The sequence below is a fragment of the Pseudomonas sp. B21-012 genome (assembly GCF_024749305.1).
Lineage (GTDB): Bacteria > Pseudomonadota > Gammaproteobacteria > Pseudomonadales > Pseudomonadaceae > Aquipseudomonas.
Window position 1 is genome coordinate 3,697,648 of sequence record NZ_CP087197.1, and the last position, 17,366, is coordinate 3,715,013.

Sequence of the window (17,366 nt, forward strand, 5' to 3'; positions counted from 1 at the left end):
TGGGAGCGGGCTCGACCCGCGATCGAGCGTGCAGCGGTCGCAGTCCAGTCGAGAAAAGCTCAGCGGTAGATCTCACTCCCCGCATCCGCCGCCAGCGTGCGAAACACCAGCGCCGAAGCCATGCACAGCAGCGCCCCGACGCCAATCACCAGGGCGATATCCGCCACCGCCACTTGCTGCTCACCTTTCACGCTCATCAACACACTGAGCAGTGAAGCAGCCACCCCCACCGACAAGCTCATGGTCAACTGCACCGTCGCCGCCGACAGGCTGCTGGCGCGGCTGTGCAGTTCGGCGGGCACGTCGGCATAGGTCAGGCCACCCATGGCGCTGAACTGCAAGGAGCGGATCAGGCCGCTGGCGAACAGGATCAACACCACCAGCCAGTACGGCGTGTCGAGGTTGAAACTGGCGCAGGCGCCCAGGCTCAAACCGGTGAACAACGCATTGATACTCAAGGTGCGGCGAAAGCCAAAGCGGCGCACGATACGCACCGCCAGCAGCTTGACCACAAAGGCGCCGACACCCCCGGTGAAGGTCAGCAAACCGGCATGCAAAGGGCTTAAACCAAAGCACAGCTGGAACAACAACACCATCAAGAACGGCTGCGCCGCCGTGCCCAGGCGAAACAGGTTGCCACCCCAGAAACTCACGGCAAAACTGCCTACGCGCAAAGGCGAAAAGTCCAGCAGCGGCTGGGCGCAACGCCGGGCATGGCGCACATAGAGCAGCGCTGTTATTAGCCCGATCAGCAGCAACAGCAGCACCCAGCGCCGCGCCAGCAAACCATGGCCGAGCGCCTCGAAGCCGAACACCAGTGACGCCAGGGCCACACTGGCCAGCAGCAAGCCGCGCAGGTCCAGGCGTTGCTGACTGTCGCCGGGGTAATCGGGAATATGCCGCAGCACCAGGTACACCCCGAGCACGCCGATGGGCAGGTTGACCAGAAAAATCCATTGCCACGACAGCAGCGTCACCAGCAGACCGCCCAGCGGCGGCCCGAGCATCGGCCCCACCAGTGGCGGGATGGTCAGGTAGGACATGTTGCGCAGCAGCTGCTCGCGCGGCGACCAGCGCAGCAGGATCATCAAGCCCACCGGCACCATCATCGCCCCCGCCGCGCCCTGGCACAGGCGCGCCAGGCACAGTTGCAGCAACGACCCGGCCAGGGCGCAAGCCAGCGACGACAGGGTGAACAACACTATCGCCAGCACGAACACCCGCCGCGGCCCGTAGCGGTCCGCCGCCCAGCCGCTGACCGGCACTGCCAGGGCCGCGGCAAGCATGTACAGCGACACCACCAGGTTCATGCGCACACTCGGCGCGCCGAACTCGCTGGCCATCTGTGGCAATGCGGTCATGACCACGGTGGAGTCGATCAGCTCCATCAGCAACGCACAGCCGATGATCATCGGTACCCGCCGTGATTGCCCGGTGCTGTGGGTCAACAGCGGCGCCTGCAAACTGCCCACCTCAGAACAAGCCCGACGTCGGCGGCGGCGTGCCGGTCAGTTGCCAGGCACCCACCGCTGCGGCCTTCCAGTGCCGCGGGTTGTGGTTGGCGACCGTGCGTGCGTTGCGCCAGTGGCGGTCGAGATTGTGGCTGCGGCCGGTGGTCGAGGCGCCGCCGACGTCGAACAGCAACTCGGCAGCCTTGAGCGCGGACTCGGCGGCAATGTACTGGGCCTGGGCCACGTCGATGGCGGCCTGGTCAACCTGATGTGGATCAAGCCCGCTGGCCCAGGCGCGGTCGATCGACGCCGCCGCGCGCAACACCACGGCTTCGGCGGTAAAGGCACGGGCGGCGATCTCGCCGACGCTGAGCTGCACGTAAGGGTCATCCACCGAACGCGCGGCGCTGCTGTGCTTGATCGGCCGCGCATGCTCGCGGGCAAAGCGGCTGGCGTCGTCCAGCGCATTGCGGGCGATGCCGGCCTGCACCGTGGCCAGAAACAACTGCAGGAACGGCGTGACGATGGTCCGCTTGCCCTCCTCCACCGTGCGCGTGCGGATCTCGTCGGCGTACACCACGACATCATTCAGGCGCGTGGTGCCGCTGGCAGTCAGGCGCTGGCCCATGGCGTCGAAATCGTCGAGCAACTCCAGGCCCTGGCGCTCGCGCGGCAGCACGAACGACACCGGCTGATCGTTTTCATCCAGAGCCACGGCGCTGACCCAGTCGGCGTACAGGGAGCCGGTGCTGTAGTACTTGCTGCCGCTGGCGCGGTAATGCTCGCCGTCACGCACGATGCGCGCACTGATCGCGCCATTGGCGCCGCCCACTTCCCAACCGGCATTGCCCAGCACCGCGCCTTGCAGGTAGCGGGCGAACCAGCGCTGGCGCTCGGCCTCGGCGCCGTCGGCGGTTGACGACAACAAGCCTTCGACAAAACCGAAGCCAGGGCGCAGCGCCTGGGCGACGTTGGAGTCCACCGAGGCGATGCGCAGCAGCAGGCCGATCACATCGCTGACACTGCCACCCGGGCCGCCATATTGCTCGGGTATGCGGCAGGTGTAGAGCCCGGCCTGGGCAATCTGGCGTACTGCTTCATAGGGCAGCTGGCGTTCGCGTTCACGTTGCGCGGCGCCGGCGGCAATCAGCGCCAGCAGGTTTTCGGTATTGCCTTTGAGGTCGTCGAGGTTGCGACGCTCAATCGGGGGGACTGCGGATAAACCAGGCATGGACTTTCCTTGTGCAAATCAGGCGATCAGATCGCCAGGCGGAGAAATTCGAAACTGACCTTGCGACCGCTTTCCAGGTGTGGAATGGCGTCAAGCAAGGCACGGGTATAGGGGTGTTGCGGACGGTCGAAAACATCGCGCACGGCGCCGCTTTCCACCGCCACGCCGTCTTTCATCACCAGCACCTGGTCGCTGACGTGGTTGATCACCCCCAGGTCGTGAGAGATGAACAGGCAGGCCAGGCCCAGGCGCTGTTTTAGGTCGTCGAGCAGTTCGAGGATCTGCGCCTGTACCGACACATCCAGCGCCGACACCGGCTCGTCGCACACCAGGATCTGCGGCTGCGCGGCCAGGGCGCGGGCAATGGCGATGCGTTGCCGCTGGCCGCCCGACAGCTCGATCGGGCGCCGCTCCAGCAGGCTTTCGTCAAGGCGCACCAGGGTGAGCAACTCGACGGCCTGCGGGCGCCACTGCGCGCGCAGGTGCCCGGCTACTTGCAGCGCCTCGTACAACACCCGCTGCACGGTGTAGCGCGGGTCGAAGGAGCTCAGCGGGTCCTGGAACACCACCTGGATGCTGCGGCGAAGCGCGCGTTTCTCCTGGTCATCGAGTTGCAGCCAGGGCCGGCCCTTGATCTGGATCGCGCCGCTGTCGGGGGTTTCCAGGCCGAGGATCATCCGGGTCAGGGTGGTCTTGCCCGAGCCCGACTCGCCGACAATGCCTAAGGTGCGGCCCTTGTGCAGCTGCAGCGAAACCTTGTCGACCACGGTGCGCAAGGCGCCGTCCGGGCCCTTGAAGGCCTTGCTCAGTTGCTGCACCTGCAACAGCGGCGCGCTGGTTTCCACCACCGGCGGCGCCACGGCCGCAAGTTTTGCTGCCTGCGGCCGGCGAAAATGCACGGCGGCACCGGCCTTGAGCAGGTACTGGGTGTAGGGGTGCTGCGGGTCTTGCAGCACCGCCTCGACACTGCCCTGCTCGACGATCACGCCGTTGTGCATCACTGCCACGCGGTTGGCCAGGCGCGAGACCACCGCCAGGTCGTGGCTGACAATCAGCATCGCCGTGCTGTCGCCGCGCAGGGATTCGAGCAGGCTCAAGACCTGGGCCTGCACCGTGGCATCCAGCGCCGTGGTCGGCTCGTCGGCAATCAGCAGGCGCGGGTTGCAGGCAATCGCCGAGGCGATCAGCGCCCGTTGGCGCAAGCCGCCGGAGAGCTGCCAGGGGTACTGGCGGGCGCGCAGCTCAGGCTCCGGCACGCCGACCGCGCGCAGCAGTTCCAGCACCCGCGCCTGACGCTGCTCGCGGTTCAGTGCGCTGTGCAGTTGCAGCGGCTCGGCAATCTCCTTGCCGACCGGGCGCAGGGGGTCGAGCGAGCCCAGGGCGTCTTGCATGACAAAGCCGATTTGTGCGCCGCGCACCCGGCGCCAGGCGCGCTCGTCGAACTGGCGCAGGTCCTGCCCGGCAAAGGCCAGGCGGCTGGCCTGCAACTGCGCATGGGCTCCGGTGAGCCCGGCCAGGGTGCGCGAAGTGACGCTCTTGCCCGAGCCCGACTCACCCACCAGCGCCAGGCATTCGCCCTGCTGCACGGTGAAGCTGATGCCCTTGAGCACCGGCACGCCCTGGCCGAAGCGCACCTGCAAGTCGCTGACCTCGATCAGCGGCGCGGGGTGTTGAAGAACAGCGTTCATAGGCGTTTACCTTCGTTGCGGCGCAGCAGTTCGCGGCCGATGGCGGTGATCGAAACCACGGTGAGGGTGATGGCCAGGGCCGGCCAGGCCACCAGCCACCAGGCGTTGGCCAGGTAGTTGCGGCCGATCGCGAGCATGCCGCCCCATTCCGGCTGCGGCGGTGGCGCGCCAAAGCCAAGAAAGCTCAGGGCGGCGCCGGCAACGATGGTGCTGCCGATGCCGATGGTGGCGAGAATCAAAATCGGTTTGATCGCATTGGGCAGCACGTGCCGCCAGATCACCTGCCGTCGTGGCAGGCCCAGGGTCGTGGCCGCCTCGACGTAGCCGGCATTGCGCACCACCAGGGTTTGCGCGCGCACCAGGCGCGCATAGCGCGGCACGCTGGCAATGCCCACGGCGATGATGGTGTTGAGCGCGCCCTGGCCAAAAAAGGTGATGATCACCAGCGCCAGCAACAGGTCGGGAAAGGCCAGCAGCACATCGACCAGGCGCATCACCGCACCGTCGACCAGCCGTGGGCCGAGGCCGGCCAGGAGCCCGAGCACGGTACCCAGCAGCAGTCCCAGGGCGGTGGCACTCAGGCCCAGCACCAGCGATGGGCGCACCGCATAGACCAGCCGCGCAAGGATGTCGCGGCCGTTCTCGTCAGTGCCCAACCAGTGCAGGCTGCTTGGTGGCTGGAAGGCCTGGCGGGCGCTGGCATCGAGCGGGTCGGCGGCGACCAGCCAGCCTGGCTGCAGCGCCGCCAGCAGCAAAAAGGCGACGAACAGCGCCGCCAGCACCAGCCCCGGGCGCACCGCCAGTGGCCGGTGCCTGGCAAAACGCGCCGGGGCCGGGATCAGACCGCTGACCGGCAGCACCGCCGCCGTTGAATTGATCGGCGCCATCGGGCACCTCCATGAACTGAACGTTAGGGAGCCGGGTTAGGGATCTGCCGGTGGATCTGCTCGATGCGCGCCAAGGCTTCGCTGCCCAGCTTCACCTGCAATGCGCCGAGGTTGTCGGCCAGTTGCGCCAGGCTGGTCTGCCCGGTCAGTGCGCTGCTGACAAACGGCTTGTTGAGCACATAGGCCAGGGCCAGTTGCGCCGGGCTGATCGAAAGCTCCTGCGCCAGCGCCACATAGGCAGCGATGGCCTGATGAGCGCCGGGGCTGTCGTAACGGTTGAAGGTGCGGTACACCGACGACAGCCGCGAGCCCTGCGGCAAGGCGCCGTTGAGGTACTTGCCGGTCAGGGCGCCGAAGGCCAGCGGCGAATAGGCCAGCAAGCCGATGTTGTCGCGCTGGCTGAACTCTGACAGGCCGCCCTCGTACAGGCGGTTGAGCAGGCTATAGGGGTTCTGGATGCTGACGATGCGCGGCAGGTTCTGCTCGCGCGCCTGGCGCAAAAACTCGGCCACGCCCCACGGGGTTTCGTTGGACACGCCGATATGGCGGATCTTGCCGGCGGCGACCTGATCGGCCAGCACCTGCAAGGTCTCGGCGATGCTCACGGTTTCGCGGTCATCCTCGACATAGGGGTATTCGCGTTGGCCGAAAATATTGGTGGTGCGGTCCGGCCAGTGCAGTTGGTAGAGGTCCAGGTAATCGGTTTGCAGGCGCTTGAGGCTGCCGTCCAGGGCGGCGACGATATTGGCCCGGTTGTGGCGTGTAAGCCCCTCACGGATATGCGCGCCGGCCCCCGGCTGGCGTGCCGGGCCGATGATCTTGCTGGCCAGCACCACCTCGGCGCGCCGCCCGCTGTTCGCCAGCCAGCTGCCGATGAAACGCTCGGTGCTGCCCCAGGTTTCGCCGTGGGTCGGCGTTGGGTACATCTCGGCGGTGTCGATCAGGTTGATACCGGCGGCCAGCGCCGCGTCGAGCTGGCGGTGGGCATCGCTTTCGCTGTTCTGGTGGCCCCAGGTCATGCTGCCCAGCCCCAGCACGCTGACCTGGATGTCGCTGTTGCCCAAAGTACGTTTGATCATGCTCGCTCCGTATCGAAAGTAAAAAGCTCAAACCGCTTCGGCGGCGCGCCGGTACTGGCTGACCGGGTACGGCAGGCCGAGGTGCTCGCGCAAGGTGCTGCCCTGGTACTCATGGCGGAACACCCCGCGCTGTTGCAGCAGCGGCACCACCTGGTCGACGAACACCTCGACACCGGAAGGGAACATGTCCGGCATGATGTTGAAGCCATCGGCAGCGCCTGCACGGAACCAGTGCTCGAGGCTGTCGGCGACCTGTTCCGGGGTGCCGACGATCAGCCGGTGGCCAACCAGGATGCGCCGCGACAGTTCGCGGATGGTCAGGTTCTCGCGCCGCGCCAGGTTCAACTGGGCTTCAAGGAAACCGTGGGAGCCGCGCTCGAAATCCGCCACCGGGCCAATCCGCTCCCAGGGCAACGGCGCGTCCAGCTGCAGCTCGCTGACCGTCAGGCCCACCCGCGCCGCCACCTGGTTGATCAGCCCTTCTTCGCCGTACCAGGCGTTGAGCTCGTCGAAACGCGCCTGGGCCTCGGCCTCGCTGCTGCCGATTACCGTCGACAACCCCGGCATGATTTTCAGGTGCTCGGGGTTGCGCCCCCACTGGCGGGCGCGCTGTTTCATTTCCTGATAGAAGGCCTGGCCGTCGACCAGGGTGGTCTGGGTGGTGAAGATCGCATCGGCATAGCGCGAGCCAAGGGCCTTGCCGCCTTCGGAAGACCCGGCCTGCACCAGCACCGGCCGGCCCTGGGGCGAGCGCGGCAAGTTGAGCGGGCCCTTGACCGAAAAGTGCTCGCCGACAAAGTCGATGGCATGCACCTTGGCCGGGTCGGCAAAACGCCCACGGCGGGCATCGCCGATCACCGCGTCATCTTCCCAGCTGTCCCACAATTTGAGGGTGACATCGATGAACTCATCGGCCCGGGCATAACGGTCGACATGCCGCGGCGCACCGGCCAGGCCGAAGTTCTGCGCGGCGGCATCACCGGCATTGGTGACCACGTTCCAGGCCGCGCGGCCGCCGCTGATATGGTCCAGCGAGCTGAAGCGCCGGGCCAGGTTATAGGGGTCGTTGTAGGTGCTCGAGGCGGTGGCGATCACGCCGATATGACGGGTGGCCAGGGCCACGGCGGTGAGCAGCACGGTAGGTTCCAGGCGCCCGGCCGGATGCTGGCCAACATCGCCGATCAGCGCCGGGCCGTCGGCGAGGAAGATCGCATCGAGCTTGCCGCGTTCAGCGATGCGCGCGATGTTGCTGTAATACTGGTGATCGAGATAGGCATTGGCCGGCACCTCGGCCTGGCGCCAGGCACCGGAATGGGCACCGAAACCGAGGATGTTCATGCCGATGCTCATGTGTTTTGCAGGCTGGCTCATGGCAACTCCTTGAGTGGGGTCAGACCGCGCTGGCTTCATCGCGGGCGGCATTGTCCTGGGCGTGCAACTGGCGCCAGGCGGCACCAGGGCTGATGCCGTTGAGGTAGTAATTGCCCAGCGCCCGCTCGCGGTAGATCGCCGGGTTGTGCGAGGCCAGGGTGCGGGCATTGCGCCAATGCCGATCGAGGCGCCGGGCCTGGCTGGTGGCCGAGGCGCCGCCGACTTCAAACAGCAAGGTGGTGGCTTCGAGCACATGCTCGAGAACAATCTGCTGGGCCTGGTAGGTGCGAATGTCGGCCTCGACGTAGTGCTCCTCGCCAATCGAACCGTCGAGCTCGGCTTCATGCACGGTCTGCAGCACCTGGGCGACATCCAGCACCAGGGCCTGGGCGGCATAGGCCAGGCTCGACAGACGACCGATCACCCGCTGCACCAGCGGGTCGTCCTTGGGGCTGGACTGGCCCGGCACGCCAAAGGCGCGGGTGCGGCCCTGGACGAAGGCCACGGCATCGCGCTGCGCAGCGCGGGCGATACCGGCCAGGGTCGCCAGGTGGTACAGCTGGTAGAAGGCCGACAGGTAGGATTCGGCGCGCAGCTCGCCGGGCTTGAAGCGCCGCAGCACCTGCTGCGGCGGCACCGCGACATTGGCAAAACGGGTAGTGCCGCTGCCGCTCAGGCGCTGGCCGAAACCGTCCCAGTCATCTTCCAGGCTGACCCCTGACGCCGTGGTCGGCACCACCACGCTGACAAAATCCTCGTCGAGCATGGCCACCGCCGCCACCCAGTCGGCATAGATGGCGCCGGTGCAGTAGTACTTCTCGCCGTGCAGCAGCCAGCCGGCCTCGGGCACCTGCGGGTCGGCGGCGCGCAGGCGCACCGAATTGCCGGTGGTGTCGGTGCGTTCGGCCATGGCCGCGCCCCACAACTGCCCCGCCGCCACCTTGGCCAGCCAGTGCTGTTGCGAAGCGGCATCGCCACTGGACAGCCGGCCTTCGACAAAACCGAAGTGGGCACGAAAGATTTGCGGCAGGTTGGAGTCGGCTTCGGCCAGGTCGATCAGCAGGCGAAACAGCACCGGCAGGCTGACCTGGGCGCCGTTCAATGCCTGGGGCACGCGCAGGGCGCCAAAGCCGGCTTCGCGCAGCCAGGCCACCGGCTCATGGGCCAGGGTGCGCTGCTGCTCGCGCTCGACCGCACATTTGGCAATGCGGGCAAACACCGGGGCAAAGCGCGCCTGCAGGTTTACGTAGTCCTGGCCTGCGGGGTTCGCAGCCAGGGCTGTTGGCAGTTCATGGGCACTCATGGCTGGTCCTTGAGATTCGGGTTCATAGGCTTTTGCTGCGCGGGTCGACCCAGTGGTTGATCAGGTCGACGAGAAAGTTGACGAGCACATAAATCGCCGCCGCCAACAGGGTGATGCCCAGCAGCAAGGGCATGTCCTTGGTCACGGCGGCGTCGAGCATCAAGCGGCCGATGCCCTGGCGGGCGAAGAGCATTTCGATGATCACCGCACCGCCCAGCAGGCTGGCGAAAACAAAGCCCGACAAGGTCACCAGCGGCACCAGGGCATGGCGCAAGGCATGCTTGAGGCGCACGCCGGTCTCGGACATGCCGCGGGCGCGGGCCATGGCGATAAAGGGTTGTTCGAGGATGTCTTCCAGCTCCTGGCGCAGTACCTGGGTCAGCACCGCGGCAATCGGCAGGGCCAGGGCCAGGCTCGGCAATATCAGCGCCTGCCAGCTGTTGGAACCGGACGGCGGCAGCAGGTGCCAGCCGAACGAAAACACCAGCAACAGCACGATGCCGATCACGAACGACGGCGCCGACGACAGCACCAGTTCAGTGCCGGACACCAGCGAGCGCACCCAGCGCGGCCGGTTGGCGGTGAGCACCGCGCAGCTCACCGCCAGCACAATCGACAGCAAGGCGGCGGCCAGCGACAGCTGCACCGTGGCGCCCAGCTGGCTGCCGATCACCTGCAGCACCGGGATGCGCAAACGGTATGACTCGCCCAGATCGCCCTGGGCCAGGCGCGCCAGGTACTGGCCGTACTGCACCCACAACGGCTGGTCGAGGCCGTATTCGGCGCGCACCTGGGCAATCAGCTCGGCGCTGGGCATCGCGTCGGGGCCGCCGAGAATCGCCAGGGCCGGGTCGCCGGCACTGAGGTTGATGGCCAGGAAAGTCAGGGTCGCCGCGCCCCAAAGCACGCCGATGCCGGCCAGCAGGCGCCAGGCCAATCGTTGCAAGCTAGTCATTTGCCCTCCGGGTCGAGCCAGACACTGGTGAAAAACGGGGTGTTGTGCGAAGTGTCGAAAATCAGCCCCTTGACCTGCTTGCGGTAGGCCAGCAGCACATGGCTCTCGAACACCGGCACCGCCGGGATGGTCTGCGCCAGGCGCTGCTGGGCGATGCGGTAGAGGTCGTTCAGCGCCACCGGGTCGGTGGTCTGCCGGGCCGCGCTGAGTACCCGGTCGAGCTCGGCATCGCGAAAGCGCCCGGCGTTCTGGCCGATCAGCTTGGCGGTGCTGATTGCCTGGCTGTGATAGAGGATGTACAGGCCATCGGGGGTGTTGGTGTGCCAGTAACCGCCGCCGATCAGCTGAAAATCACTGGCGTAACGGCGCTGGGTGACCTGGGCCAGGGGCAGCAGGTCGATGTCGATCTTGAGGCCGATCTTCTTCAGGTCGGCCTGGATGGCCACGGCGATACTGCTTGGGTAGGCCGCGGTTTCGTAGGTCAGCAGGTGCGCGGCCAAGCGCTGGCCGTTCTTGACCCGGTAACCCTCGGTGTCGCGCTCACTCCAGCCGGCCTGGTCGAGAATGCGGTTGGCCTCGGCGACGTCATAGGCCAGTACATCCTTGAATGCCGGGTCGTAGTAGCGGGTGTTGGCGGCAAGAAAATCACCCTTGGCCAGGTACTCGCCAAAACCGGTGATCCAGGCCAGGCCGTCGCGGTCGATGGCCTTGGCCACGGCGCGGCGCACCTGCACGTCGTCGAAGGGAAAGCGCTCGACGTTGAAGGTCAGGCTGCGAAACGGGTTGGCCTTGCGAATCCGGCTGCGCATCTGCAAGTCCGGGTTGTCGCGAATGGCCCGGGCGTTCTGGGTCGGGGCATCGACGGTGAAGTCCGACTGGCCGGCTTCCAGGGTACTGAAGCGGATCATCGGCTCGGGGACGATGCTCAGCTCCAGGCGGTCGAGGTAGGCCTCGCCCTGGTGGCGGGTGACTGCGGGCGCCCAGTTGTAGCCCTTGCGCTTGACGAAGTTGGCGCCCTGGTCGCGGGTGTAGCTTTCCAGCACGAAGGGCCCGGAGCCAATCGGGTGCTCGGCGATGGTCTTTGGCGCTTCGAGGATCTGCCGGGGCGAGATCATGCTCAGCCACGACTGCGCCAGCACATCGAGGAACGGCGAATACGGCTCGCGCAAGTGCGCTTCGAAGGTGTACTCATCGACGATGCGCCCGTCGACATATGGGGCGATGTAGGCAGCGGCCAGCGGCGATTTGGTCGCCGGGTCGCGCATGTGTTCAAGGTTGACCTGTACGGCACGGGCGTTGAATTTCTCGCCATCGCTGAAGGTCACGTCATCGCGCAGGTGAAAGGTGTAGGTCTTGCCGTCGTCGGAGATCTCCCAGGACTTGGCCAGCCACGGCGAGATATTGCCCTGCTCGTCCTGGTACAGCAGGCAGTCGAACAGAATGCGCCCCAGCCACTGCACATTGCCGTGGGAAATCGAATGCACGTCCAGCGTCGTGGTGTCGGAGGCCGTCGACACCCGCAGGGTGCCACCGGGCTTGCCCGGGGCGGCCTCGTAATAGTCCTGCGCGCCATAGCTGAGGGTGCCGTTGTGCAGCGTGCCGTCGATGCCGCTGCTGCTCTGCCCCGGCGATTGCTCCACCGGCTTGCAGGCGCCCAGGGCCAGCAGCGCGCCAAGCACGGCGGGCGCGCCCAGCCTTGCGATTACTCTCATGCGGTTCTCCTGCAGGTGCCGCACGAACGGCACCCGCCCCTGGCTCAAAAGTTGTAGGCAATCCCGGTGTAGGCGCCGAAGCCGTCACCCGGGTACAGCGAGGCGGTGTCCTGGCCCTTGGCGTCGTAGCTGGGCACCAGGGCGGTGACGTAGTCCTTGTCGGTGAGGTTCTTCAGGTCCAGGTACACCTGCCAGGTCTTGTTCGGCGCGTCGTAGCCCAGGCGTGCGCCCCACAGGGTGTAAGACGGCGCGTAGAAGCTGTTGGCGTAGTCCACCGCCGTGCTCGATGCCGAGCGCACGTTGATCCCGGCGTAAAAGCCGTTGGCGTACTGGTAGAACAGCTCGCCCTGGTAGATGTGCTTGGGCAGGCCCGGCAGCTCGTTCTTGCTGAACAGCGGGTCGTTGCGGTAGTGGAAGTCGTTGAGGGTGTAGGCCTGGCGCCAGCTCAGCACATCGCCGTTATCGCGCTGCCAGAGCTTGGTGGTCAGCCCCGCCTCGATGCCCTGGTGGATGGTCGGGCTGGCGTTGGAGGTCGAGACCACGGCGGCCGAAGTGTTGGTGGCCGGGAGGATTTCGACGTTGAGCAGTTCGTCCTTGATCCACGATTTGTACAGGGTCAGGCTGCCGTCGAAAATCTCCGAACGCCCGCGAATCCCCAGTTCAACCGTGTTGGCGCTTTGTGGCACCAGGGTCTTGGCGAAGTTGGTGGTCACCCCCGAGCCGGAACTGGACCAGGAGCTGGGCGGGTCGATTGAGCGGCTGACGTTGCCGAACACCTGCACGTCCGGGGTCAGGTAGTAACGCAGGCCGAGCCGTGGCGCCAGTTTCCATTGCTGATAGCGATAGTGGCTGGGGATGCCGCTGGTGTTGGGCCGGTCGCTGAAATTGACATCGACATTGCGCTTGACCTCAATGGCCGAGAGGCCCGTGGACAGGTACAGGTTGTCGGTCAGGCCGAGGTCGTTGCCCAGCGAGAACACATGGTCGAACGAGCCGTCGTACTCGACCTGCTTCTGCAACCGGCCCAGGTCCTTGTCGCCGCTGTAGGTGCGCACCCCGGAGCGGATGTGCTGGGTGCTGCTCCAGCCGACCGTGGTGGTGCTCGGCAGGCCAAACAGCTGGTCGCTGCGGGTGTACTTGAGCGAGTAGTTGATGTCGCGCCAGTCCCAGTAGTTGGGGTTGACCGTGCTCTTCTTGCTAAGGATCTGCGGGTAATTGTGATAGACCAGCCCGGCCACCAGGGTCGAATCGTCATCGAAGGTGTAGGTGGTCTTGCTGCCGACCCAGGTCGAGCCTTCCTTGGTCGAGTCGCCGCGGGTGGCGCGGGTGCTGGGGTTGGTTTGCGAGGAGTTCTTCTTCAGTTGCGCCAGGGTCAGGGCCCCGGAGTTTTCGTGGTATTCCTCGCGGTAGCGGATGTACAGGCGGGTTTCCAGCTTGGGGTTGAAGCGGTAGCCGAAGTTGCTCACCACGCCCTTGGCCTTGGTGAAGGTGAAGTCCTGGTAACCGTCGCGCTTGGAGTTGTCGACACTGATGAAGTAGTCGGCATTGCCAGCCACGCCACCGGTGCTGAGGGTCTGCTTCTGCCAGCCGAAACTGCCGCCTTCGACCTTGATGCGGTTGCCCGGCGCAGTGAGGCCGGAGTTGGTAACGAAGTTGATCGCCCCGCCCAGCGACAAGGCGCCGTATTCGAAGGCGTTGGCACCGCGCAGTACCTCGGTGTAGCTCAGGCCCTGGGTGTCGAGCAGCTCGTAGGGCGTGCCACCGGCGCCAGTCAGGGCCAGGCCGTCGAAGAGAAACTTGGTGCCTTCGCGAAAGTAGCCAGGCGATGTGTTGGCGCCCGAGCCGCGAATGGAAATCTTGATCGCATCGTTGCCGCCGGCCGCCTGCGCATACACCCCCGGCTGATAGGCCAGGGTGTCTTCGAGGGTGGCCGAACGGCCCTTCTCCACCTCGGCCTGCTGGACCAGCCCGGTACCGCCGGGGATCTCGTCCAGTTGCGCCTGCGCCGCTTCTACCGGGGTGGCTTTGGCGGCCTGGACGGTAACCGTCTCCAGGCGTTTTTCAGTCTGTGTGGCGTCTTCGGCCTGGGCCAGCGGCGCCAGGCTCAACAGGGCGGCGCCGACGCTGGCCAGCTTCCAGTCCTTGCCTACTACTTTGGTCGAAGATTTGGATAAAACGGATGTTGCCCGAGGCACGAAATTCAAGGTCTTGCTCCCCACCTGATTAAAAAATAGGCGAGTTTCTATTGGTATAGTCAATCTCAAAGGGAGCTGTTGCAGCGTCCGTGCCAACCACAAAATCCCTTGAAATCCTTGGGTTTGAGCGGTTTCAAAGGTTTAAACAATTGTTCGAATTGCGGGTATCTGTCCAACTGCTGTTGCCTGGCGAACAGTTGATCATGGCCCAGGCCTTGATAGATCCTGTCGATAGACCTATCAACAAGGTCGATTAGTCCCACATTCCGTACGGGAATACACTAGCGCGCATACGTCCGCTTAAAACCCTGCGCCAGACAGGGACCTGCGACACACCGTGCTTCGACACCCCAGCCAACTGCGCTTGCGACGCCTTGTTGCCGGGCATGCCTATGCCCGCAGCTTTGTGCAGCCGATAAGAATGAGGAGATACCCATGGGACTTGGCAGACGACAGTTTTTCAAGCTGTGTACCGCCGGCGTCGCCACCGCCACCTGTGCAAGCCTGGGCTTTGCCCCGGGCGTGGCCCAGGCGACCCAGTCGCGCCAGTACAAGCTGCTGCGCGCCAAGGAAACCCGTAACAACTGCACCTATTGCTCGGTCGGTTGCGGGATTCTCATGTACAGCCTCGGCGACGGCGCCAAGAACGCCAAGGCGCGCATCTTCCATATCGAAGGCGACCCTGATCATCCGGTCAGCCGTGGCTCGCTGTGCCCTAAAGGCGCCGGCCTGGTCGACTATGTGCACAGCGAACAGCGCCTGCTCTACCCCGAATACCGCGCACCGGGCTCGGACAAATGGCAGCGCATCAGCTGGGACCACGCCATCGAACGCATCGCCCGGCTGATGAAAGACGACCGCGACGCCAACTTCATCGAGAAGAACGCCAAGGGCACCACGGTCAACCGCTGGCTCAGCACCGGCATGCTCTGCTCGTCGGCGGCCAGCAGCGAAACCGGCTCGCTCGACCAGCGCTTCACCCGTGCCCTGGGCATTCTCGGCACCGACAGCCAGGCGCGGGTCTGCCACGCGCCGACGGTTTCGGCCCTGGCGCCGACCTTTGGCCGTGGCGCCATGACCAACAACTGGGTCGACATCAAGAACGCCAACGTTGTGCTGATCATGGGCGGCAACCCCGCCGAGGCGCACCCGGTGGGCTTCAAGTGGGTGATCGAGGCGAAGATCCGCAACGGCGCCAAGGTCATTGTCGTCGACCCGCGCTTCAACCGCAGCGCCGCGGTGGCCGACATCTACTCGCCGATCCGCGCAGGCTCCGACGTGACCTTCCTGATGGGCGTGGTCAACTACCTGATCAGCCACGACAAGATCCAGCACGAATACGTACGCCACTACACCAACGCCAGCCTGATCGTGCGCGAGGACTACCACTTCGACGACGGCCTGTTCAGCGGCTACGACGCCAACAAGCGCAGCTACGACCGCAGCTCCTGGACCTACGAGCTCGACAGCAAGGGCTACGCCAAGCGCGACCTGACCCTGCAGCACCCGCGTTGCGTGTGGAACCTGCTCAAGGCCCACGTCAGCCGCTACACCCCGCAGATGGTCACTAACGTCTGCGGCACGCCGAAAGATGACTTCCTGAAGATTTGCGCGATCCTTGGTGAAACCAGCGCCCCGGACAAGACCGCGACCTTCCTCTACGCCCTGGGCTGGACCCACCACACCAACGGCGCGCAGATGATCCGCGGCTCGGGCATGATCCAGCTGCTTTTGGGCAACATCGGCATGGCCGGTGGTGGCGTCAACGCCCTGCGCGGCCACTCCAACATCCAGGGCTACACCGACCTGGGCCTGCTGTCGCTGCGCCTGCCTGGCTACATGAACCTGCCGTCCGACGAGCAGACCGACATGGCCACCTACCTCAAGCAGGTGACGCCGGTGGCGCTGCTGGAGGATCAGGTCAACTACTACAAACACACGCCGAAATTCTTCGTCAGCCTGATGAAAAGCCTTTGGGGCGACAAGGCCACCAAAGACAACGACTGGGGCTTCGACTGGCTGCCCAAGTGGGACGACAGCTACGACGTGCTCAACTTCAGCAACCGCATGTACGAAGGCAAGGTCAACGGCTACATCGCCCAGGGCTTCAACCCGGTGGCGGCCTTCCCCGACAAGAACAAGGCCCAGGCAGCGCTGGCCAAGCTCAAGTTCCTGGTGATCATCGACCCGCTGGCCACCGAGACCTCGAGCTTCTGGCAGAACCACGGCGAGCAGCATGACGTCGACACCGCGGCGATCCAGACCGAAGTGTTCCGCCTGCCCTCCTCGTGCTTTGCCGAGGAAGACGGCTCGATCGTCAACTCCGGGCGCTGGCTGCAGTGGCACTGGGCCGGCGCGGCGCCTCCGGGCGAGGCCTGGCACGATGGCAAGATCCTCGGCCACCTGTTCCTGAAGATCCGCGAGCTGTACGAAAAGGAAGGCGGCGCCAACCCGGCGCCGATCCTCAACATGGCCTGGGACTACGCCGACCCGCTGGACCCCAAGCCCGAGGAAGTGGCCAAGGAGTCCAACGGCCGCGCCCTGGCCGACCTGCACGACGAGCAAGGCAAGCTGATTTTGCGCAAGGGCCAGTTGCTCAGCGACTTCTCGCAGTTGCGCGACGACGGCACGACCCAGTGCTTCAACTGGATCTTCGCCGGCTCCTGGACCGAACAGGGCAACCAGATGGCCCGCCGCGACAACGCCGACAGCGGCCTGGGTTGCACCCCGGGCTGGGCCTGGGCCTGGCCGCAGAACCGGCGCATCCTCTACAACCGCGCCTCGGCCGACCCGCAGGGCAAGCCGTGGGATCCGAAACGCAAGCTGATCGGCTGGGACGGTGTGCGCTGGAGCGGCGTCGACGTGCCCGACTTCGCCGTCAGCGCCGCCCCCGGTGGCAAGGTCAACCCGTTCATCATGCTGCCCGAAGGCCTGGGCCGGCTGTTCTCGGTCGGCGCCATGAACGACGGGCCGTTCCCCGAGCACTACGAGCCGACCGAAAGCCCGCTGGCGAGCAACCCGCTGCACCCGAACGTGACCTACAGCCCGACCGCGCGGCTGTACGAAAGCGACCGCCAGCGCATGGGCAAGCGCGAAGAGTTCCCCTACGTGGCGACCACCTACTCGATCACCGAGCTGTTCCGCCACTGGACCAAGCACGCGCGGTTGAACGCCATCGTCCAGCCCGAGCAGTTCATCGAGATCGGCGAGAAACTCGCCGCCGACAAGGGCATCGTTCAGGGCGACCTGGTCAAGGTCAGCACCAAGCGTGGCTACATCAAGGCCAAGGCCGTGGTGACCAAGCGCATCCGCCGCCTGGCCGTCGATGGCCAGGATGTCGACACCATCGGCATTCCTTGCCACTGGGGTTACGAAGGCAGCACGCGCAAGGGCTTCCTGGCCAACACCCTGACCCCGGGCATCGGCGAGTCGAACACCCACACGCCGGAGTACAAGGCGTTTCTCGTGAACATTGAAAAGGTCTGAGGGCGAAT

Annotated in this window: 11 protein-coding genes; 1 reads left to right on the plus strand and 10 read right to left on the minus strand. The window is 65.5% G+C overall.

Annotated elements, in window-relative coordinates:
- Positions 1–59 precede the first annotated feature (59 nt).
- From LOY37_RS16800 to LOY37_RS16845, 10 genes are all read right to left on the minus strand, one after another.
- Entirely contained in the window at positions 60–1,412 is a 1,353-nt protein-coding gene (locus tag LOY37_RS16800) for an MFS transporter (RefSeq protein ID WP_258717205.1), read from the minus strand.
- 61 nt (positions 1,413–1,473) lie between these two features.
- Positions 1,474–2,682: an acyl-CoA dehydrogenase family protein gene (locus LOY37_RS16805; protein ID WP_258715326.1), complete on the minus strand. Its 1,209-nt coding sequence runs from the start codon at positions 2,680–2,682 to the stop codon at positions 1,474–1,476.
- Positions 2,683–2,708: 26 nt separating this feature from the next.
- Positions 2,709–4,370: an ABC transporter ATP-binding protein gene (locus LOY37_RS16810; protein WP_045194277.1), complete on the minus strand. Its 1,662-nt coding sequence runs from the start codon at positions 4,368–4,370 to the stop codon at positions 2,709–2,711.
- Positions 4,367–5,257, minus strand: coding sequence for an ABC transporter permease (locus tag LOY37_RS16815; RefSeq protein ID WP_258715327.1), 891 nt, complete (start codon positions 5,255–5,257; stop codon positions 4,367–4,369). The genes LOY37_RS16810 and LOY37_RS16815 overlap by 4 nt, the downstream gene beginning before the upstream one ends.
- 23 nt (positions 5,258–5,280) lie before the next feature.
- Positions 5,281–6,336: an NADP(H)-dependent aldo-keto reductase gene (locus LOY37_RS16820; RefSeq protein WP_258715328.1), complete on the minus strand. Its 1,056-nt coding sequence runs from the start codon at positions 6,334–6,336 to the stop codon at positions 5,281–5,283.
- A 27-nt stretch (positions 6,337–6,363) separates the two neighbouring features.
- On the minus strand, positions 6,364–7,707 hold the full coding sequence (locus LOY37_RS16825; RefSeq protein ID WP_258715329.1) for an LLM class flavin-dependent oxidoreductase: 1,344 nt from the start codon (positions 7,705–7,707) through the stop codon (positions 6,364–6,366).
- A gap of 19 nt (positions 7,708–7,726) precedes the next feature.
- Positions 7,727–9,010 (minus strand): acyl-CoA dehydrogenase family protein, encoded by a 1,284-nt coding sequence (locus LOY37_RS16830; protein WP_258715330.1) that lies wholly within the window; start codon positions 9,008–9,010, stop codon positions 7,727–7,729.
- A 22-nt stretch (positions 9,011–9,032) separates the two neighbouring features.
- Positions 9,033–9,965 (minus strand): ABC transporter permease, encoded by a 933-nt coding sequence (locus LOY37_RS16835; RefSeq protein WP_093381307.1) that lies wholly within the window; start codon positions 9,963–9,965, stop codon positions 9,033–9,035.
- Positions 9,962–11,677: an ABC transporter substrate-binding protein gene (locus LOY37_RS16840; protein WP_258715331.1), complete on the minus strand. Its 1,716-nt coding sequence runs from the start codon at positions 11,675–11,677 to the stop codon at positions 9,962–9,964. The genes LOY37_RS16835 and LOY37_RS16840 overlap by 4 nt, the downstream gene beginning before the upstream one ends.
- Before the next feature lie 44 nt (positions 11,678–11,721).
- Positions 11,722–13,809: a TonB-dependent receptor domain-containing protein gene (locus tag LOY37_RS16845; protein ID WP_213604394.1), complete on the minus strand. Its 2,088-nt coding sequence runs from the start codon at positions 13,807–13,809 to the stop codon at positions 11,722–11,724.
- 498 nt (positions 13,810–14,307) lie between these two features.
- On the opposite strand from LOY37_RS16845, the gene fdnG reads away from it, so the two are divergent.
- Entirely contained in the window at positions 14,308–17,358 is a 3,051-nt protein-coding gene (fdnG, locus tag LOY37_RS16850; RefSeq protein ID WP_082075388.1) for a formate dehydrogenase-N subunit alpha, read from the plus strand.
- The last annotated feature ends 8 nt before the right edge of the window (positions 17,359–17,366 follow it).

Bases quoted from the DNA above. Each gene is read 5' to 3' on its own strand.
- LOY37_RS16800 (WP_258717205.1), bottom strand. From the start codon at position 1,412: ATGATCATCGGCTGTGCGTTGCTGATGGAGCTGATCGACTCCACCGTG.
- LOY37_RS16805 (WP_258715326.1), bottom strand. From the start codon at position 2,682: ATGCCTGGTTTATCCGCAGTCCCCCCGATTGAGCGTCGCAACCTCGAC.
- LOY37_RS16810 (WP_045194277.1), bottom strand. From the start codon at position 4,370: ATGAACGCTGTTCTTCAACACCCCGCGCCGCTGATCGAGGTCAGCGAC.
- LOY37_RS16815 (WP_258715327.1), bottom strand. From the start codon at position 5,257: ATGGCGCCGATCAATTCAACGGCGGCGGTGCTGCCGGTCAGCGGTCTG.
- LOY37_RS16820 (WP_258715328.1), bottom strand. From the start codon at position 6,336: ATGATCAAACGTACTTTGGGCAACAGCGACATCCAGGTCAGCGTGCTG.
- LOY37_RS16825 (WP_258715329.1), bottom strand. From the start codon at position 7,707: ATGAGCCAGCCTGCAAAACACATGAGCATCGGCATGAACATCCTCGGT.
- LOY37_RS16830 (WP_258715330.1), bottom strand. From the start codon at position 9,010: ATGAGTGCCCATGAACTGCCAACAGCCCTGGCTGCGAACCCCGCAGGC.
- LOY37_RS16835 (WP_093381307.1), bottom strand. From the start codon at position 9,965: ATGACTAGCTTGCAACGATTGGCCTGGCGCCTGCTGGCCGGCATCGGC.
- LOY37_RS16840 (WP_258715331.1), bottom strand. From the start codon at position 11,677: ATGAGAGTAATCGCAAGGCTGGGCGCGCCCGCCGTGCTTGGCGCGCTG.
- fdnG (WP_082075388.1), top strand. From the start codon at position 14,308: ATGGGACTTGGCAGACGACAGTTTTTCAAGCTGTGTACCGCCGGCGTC.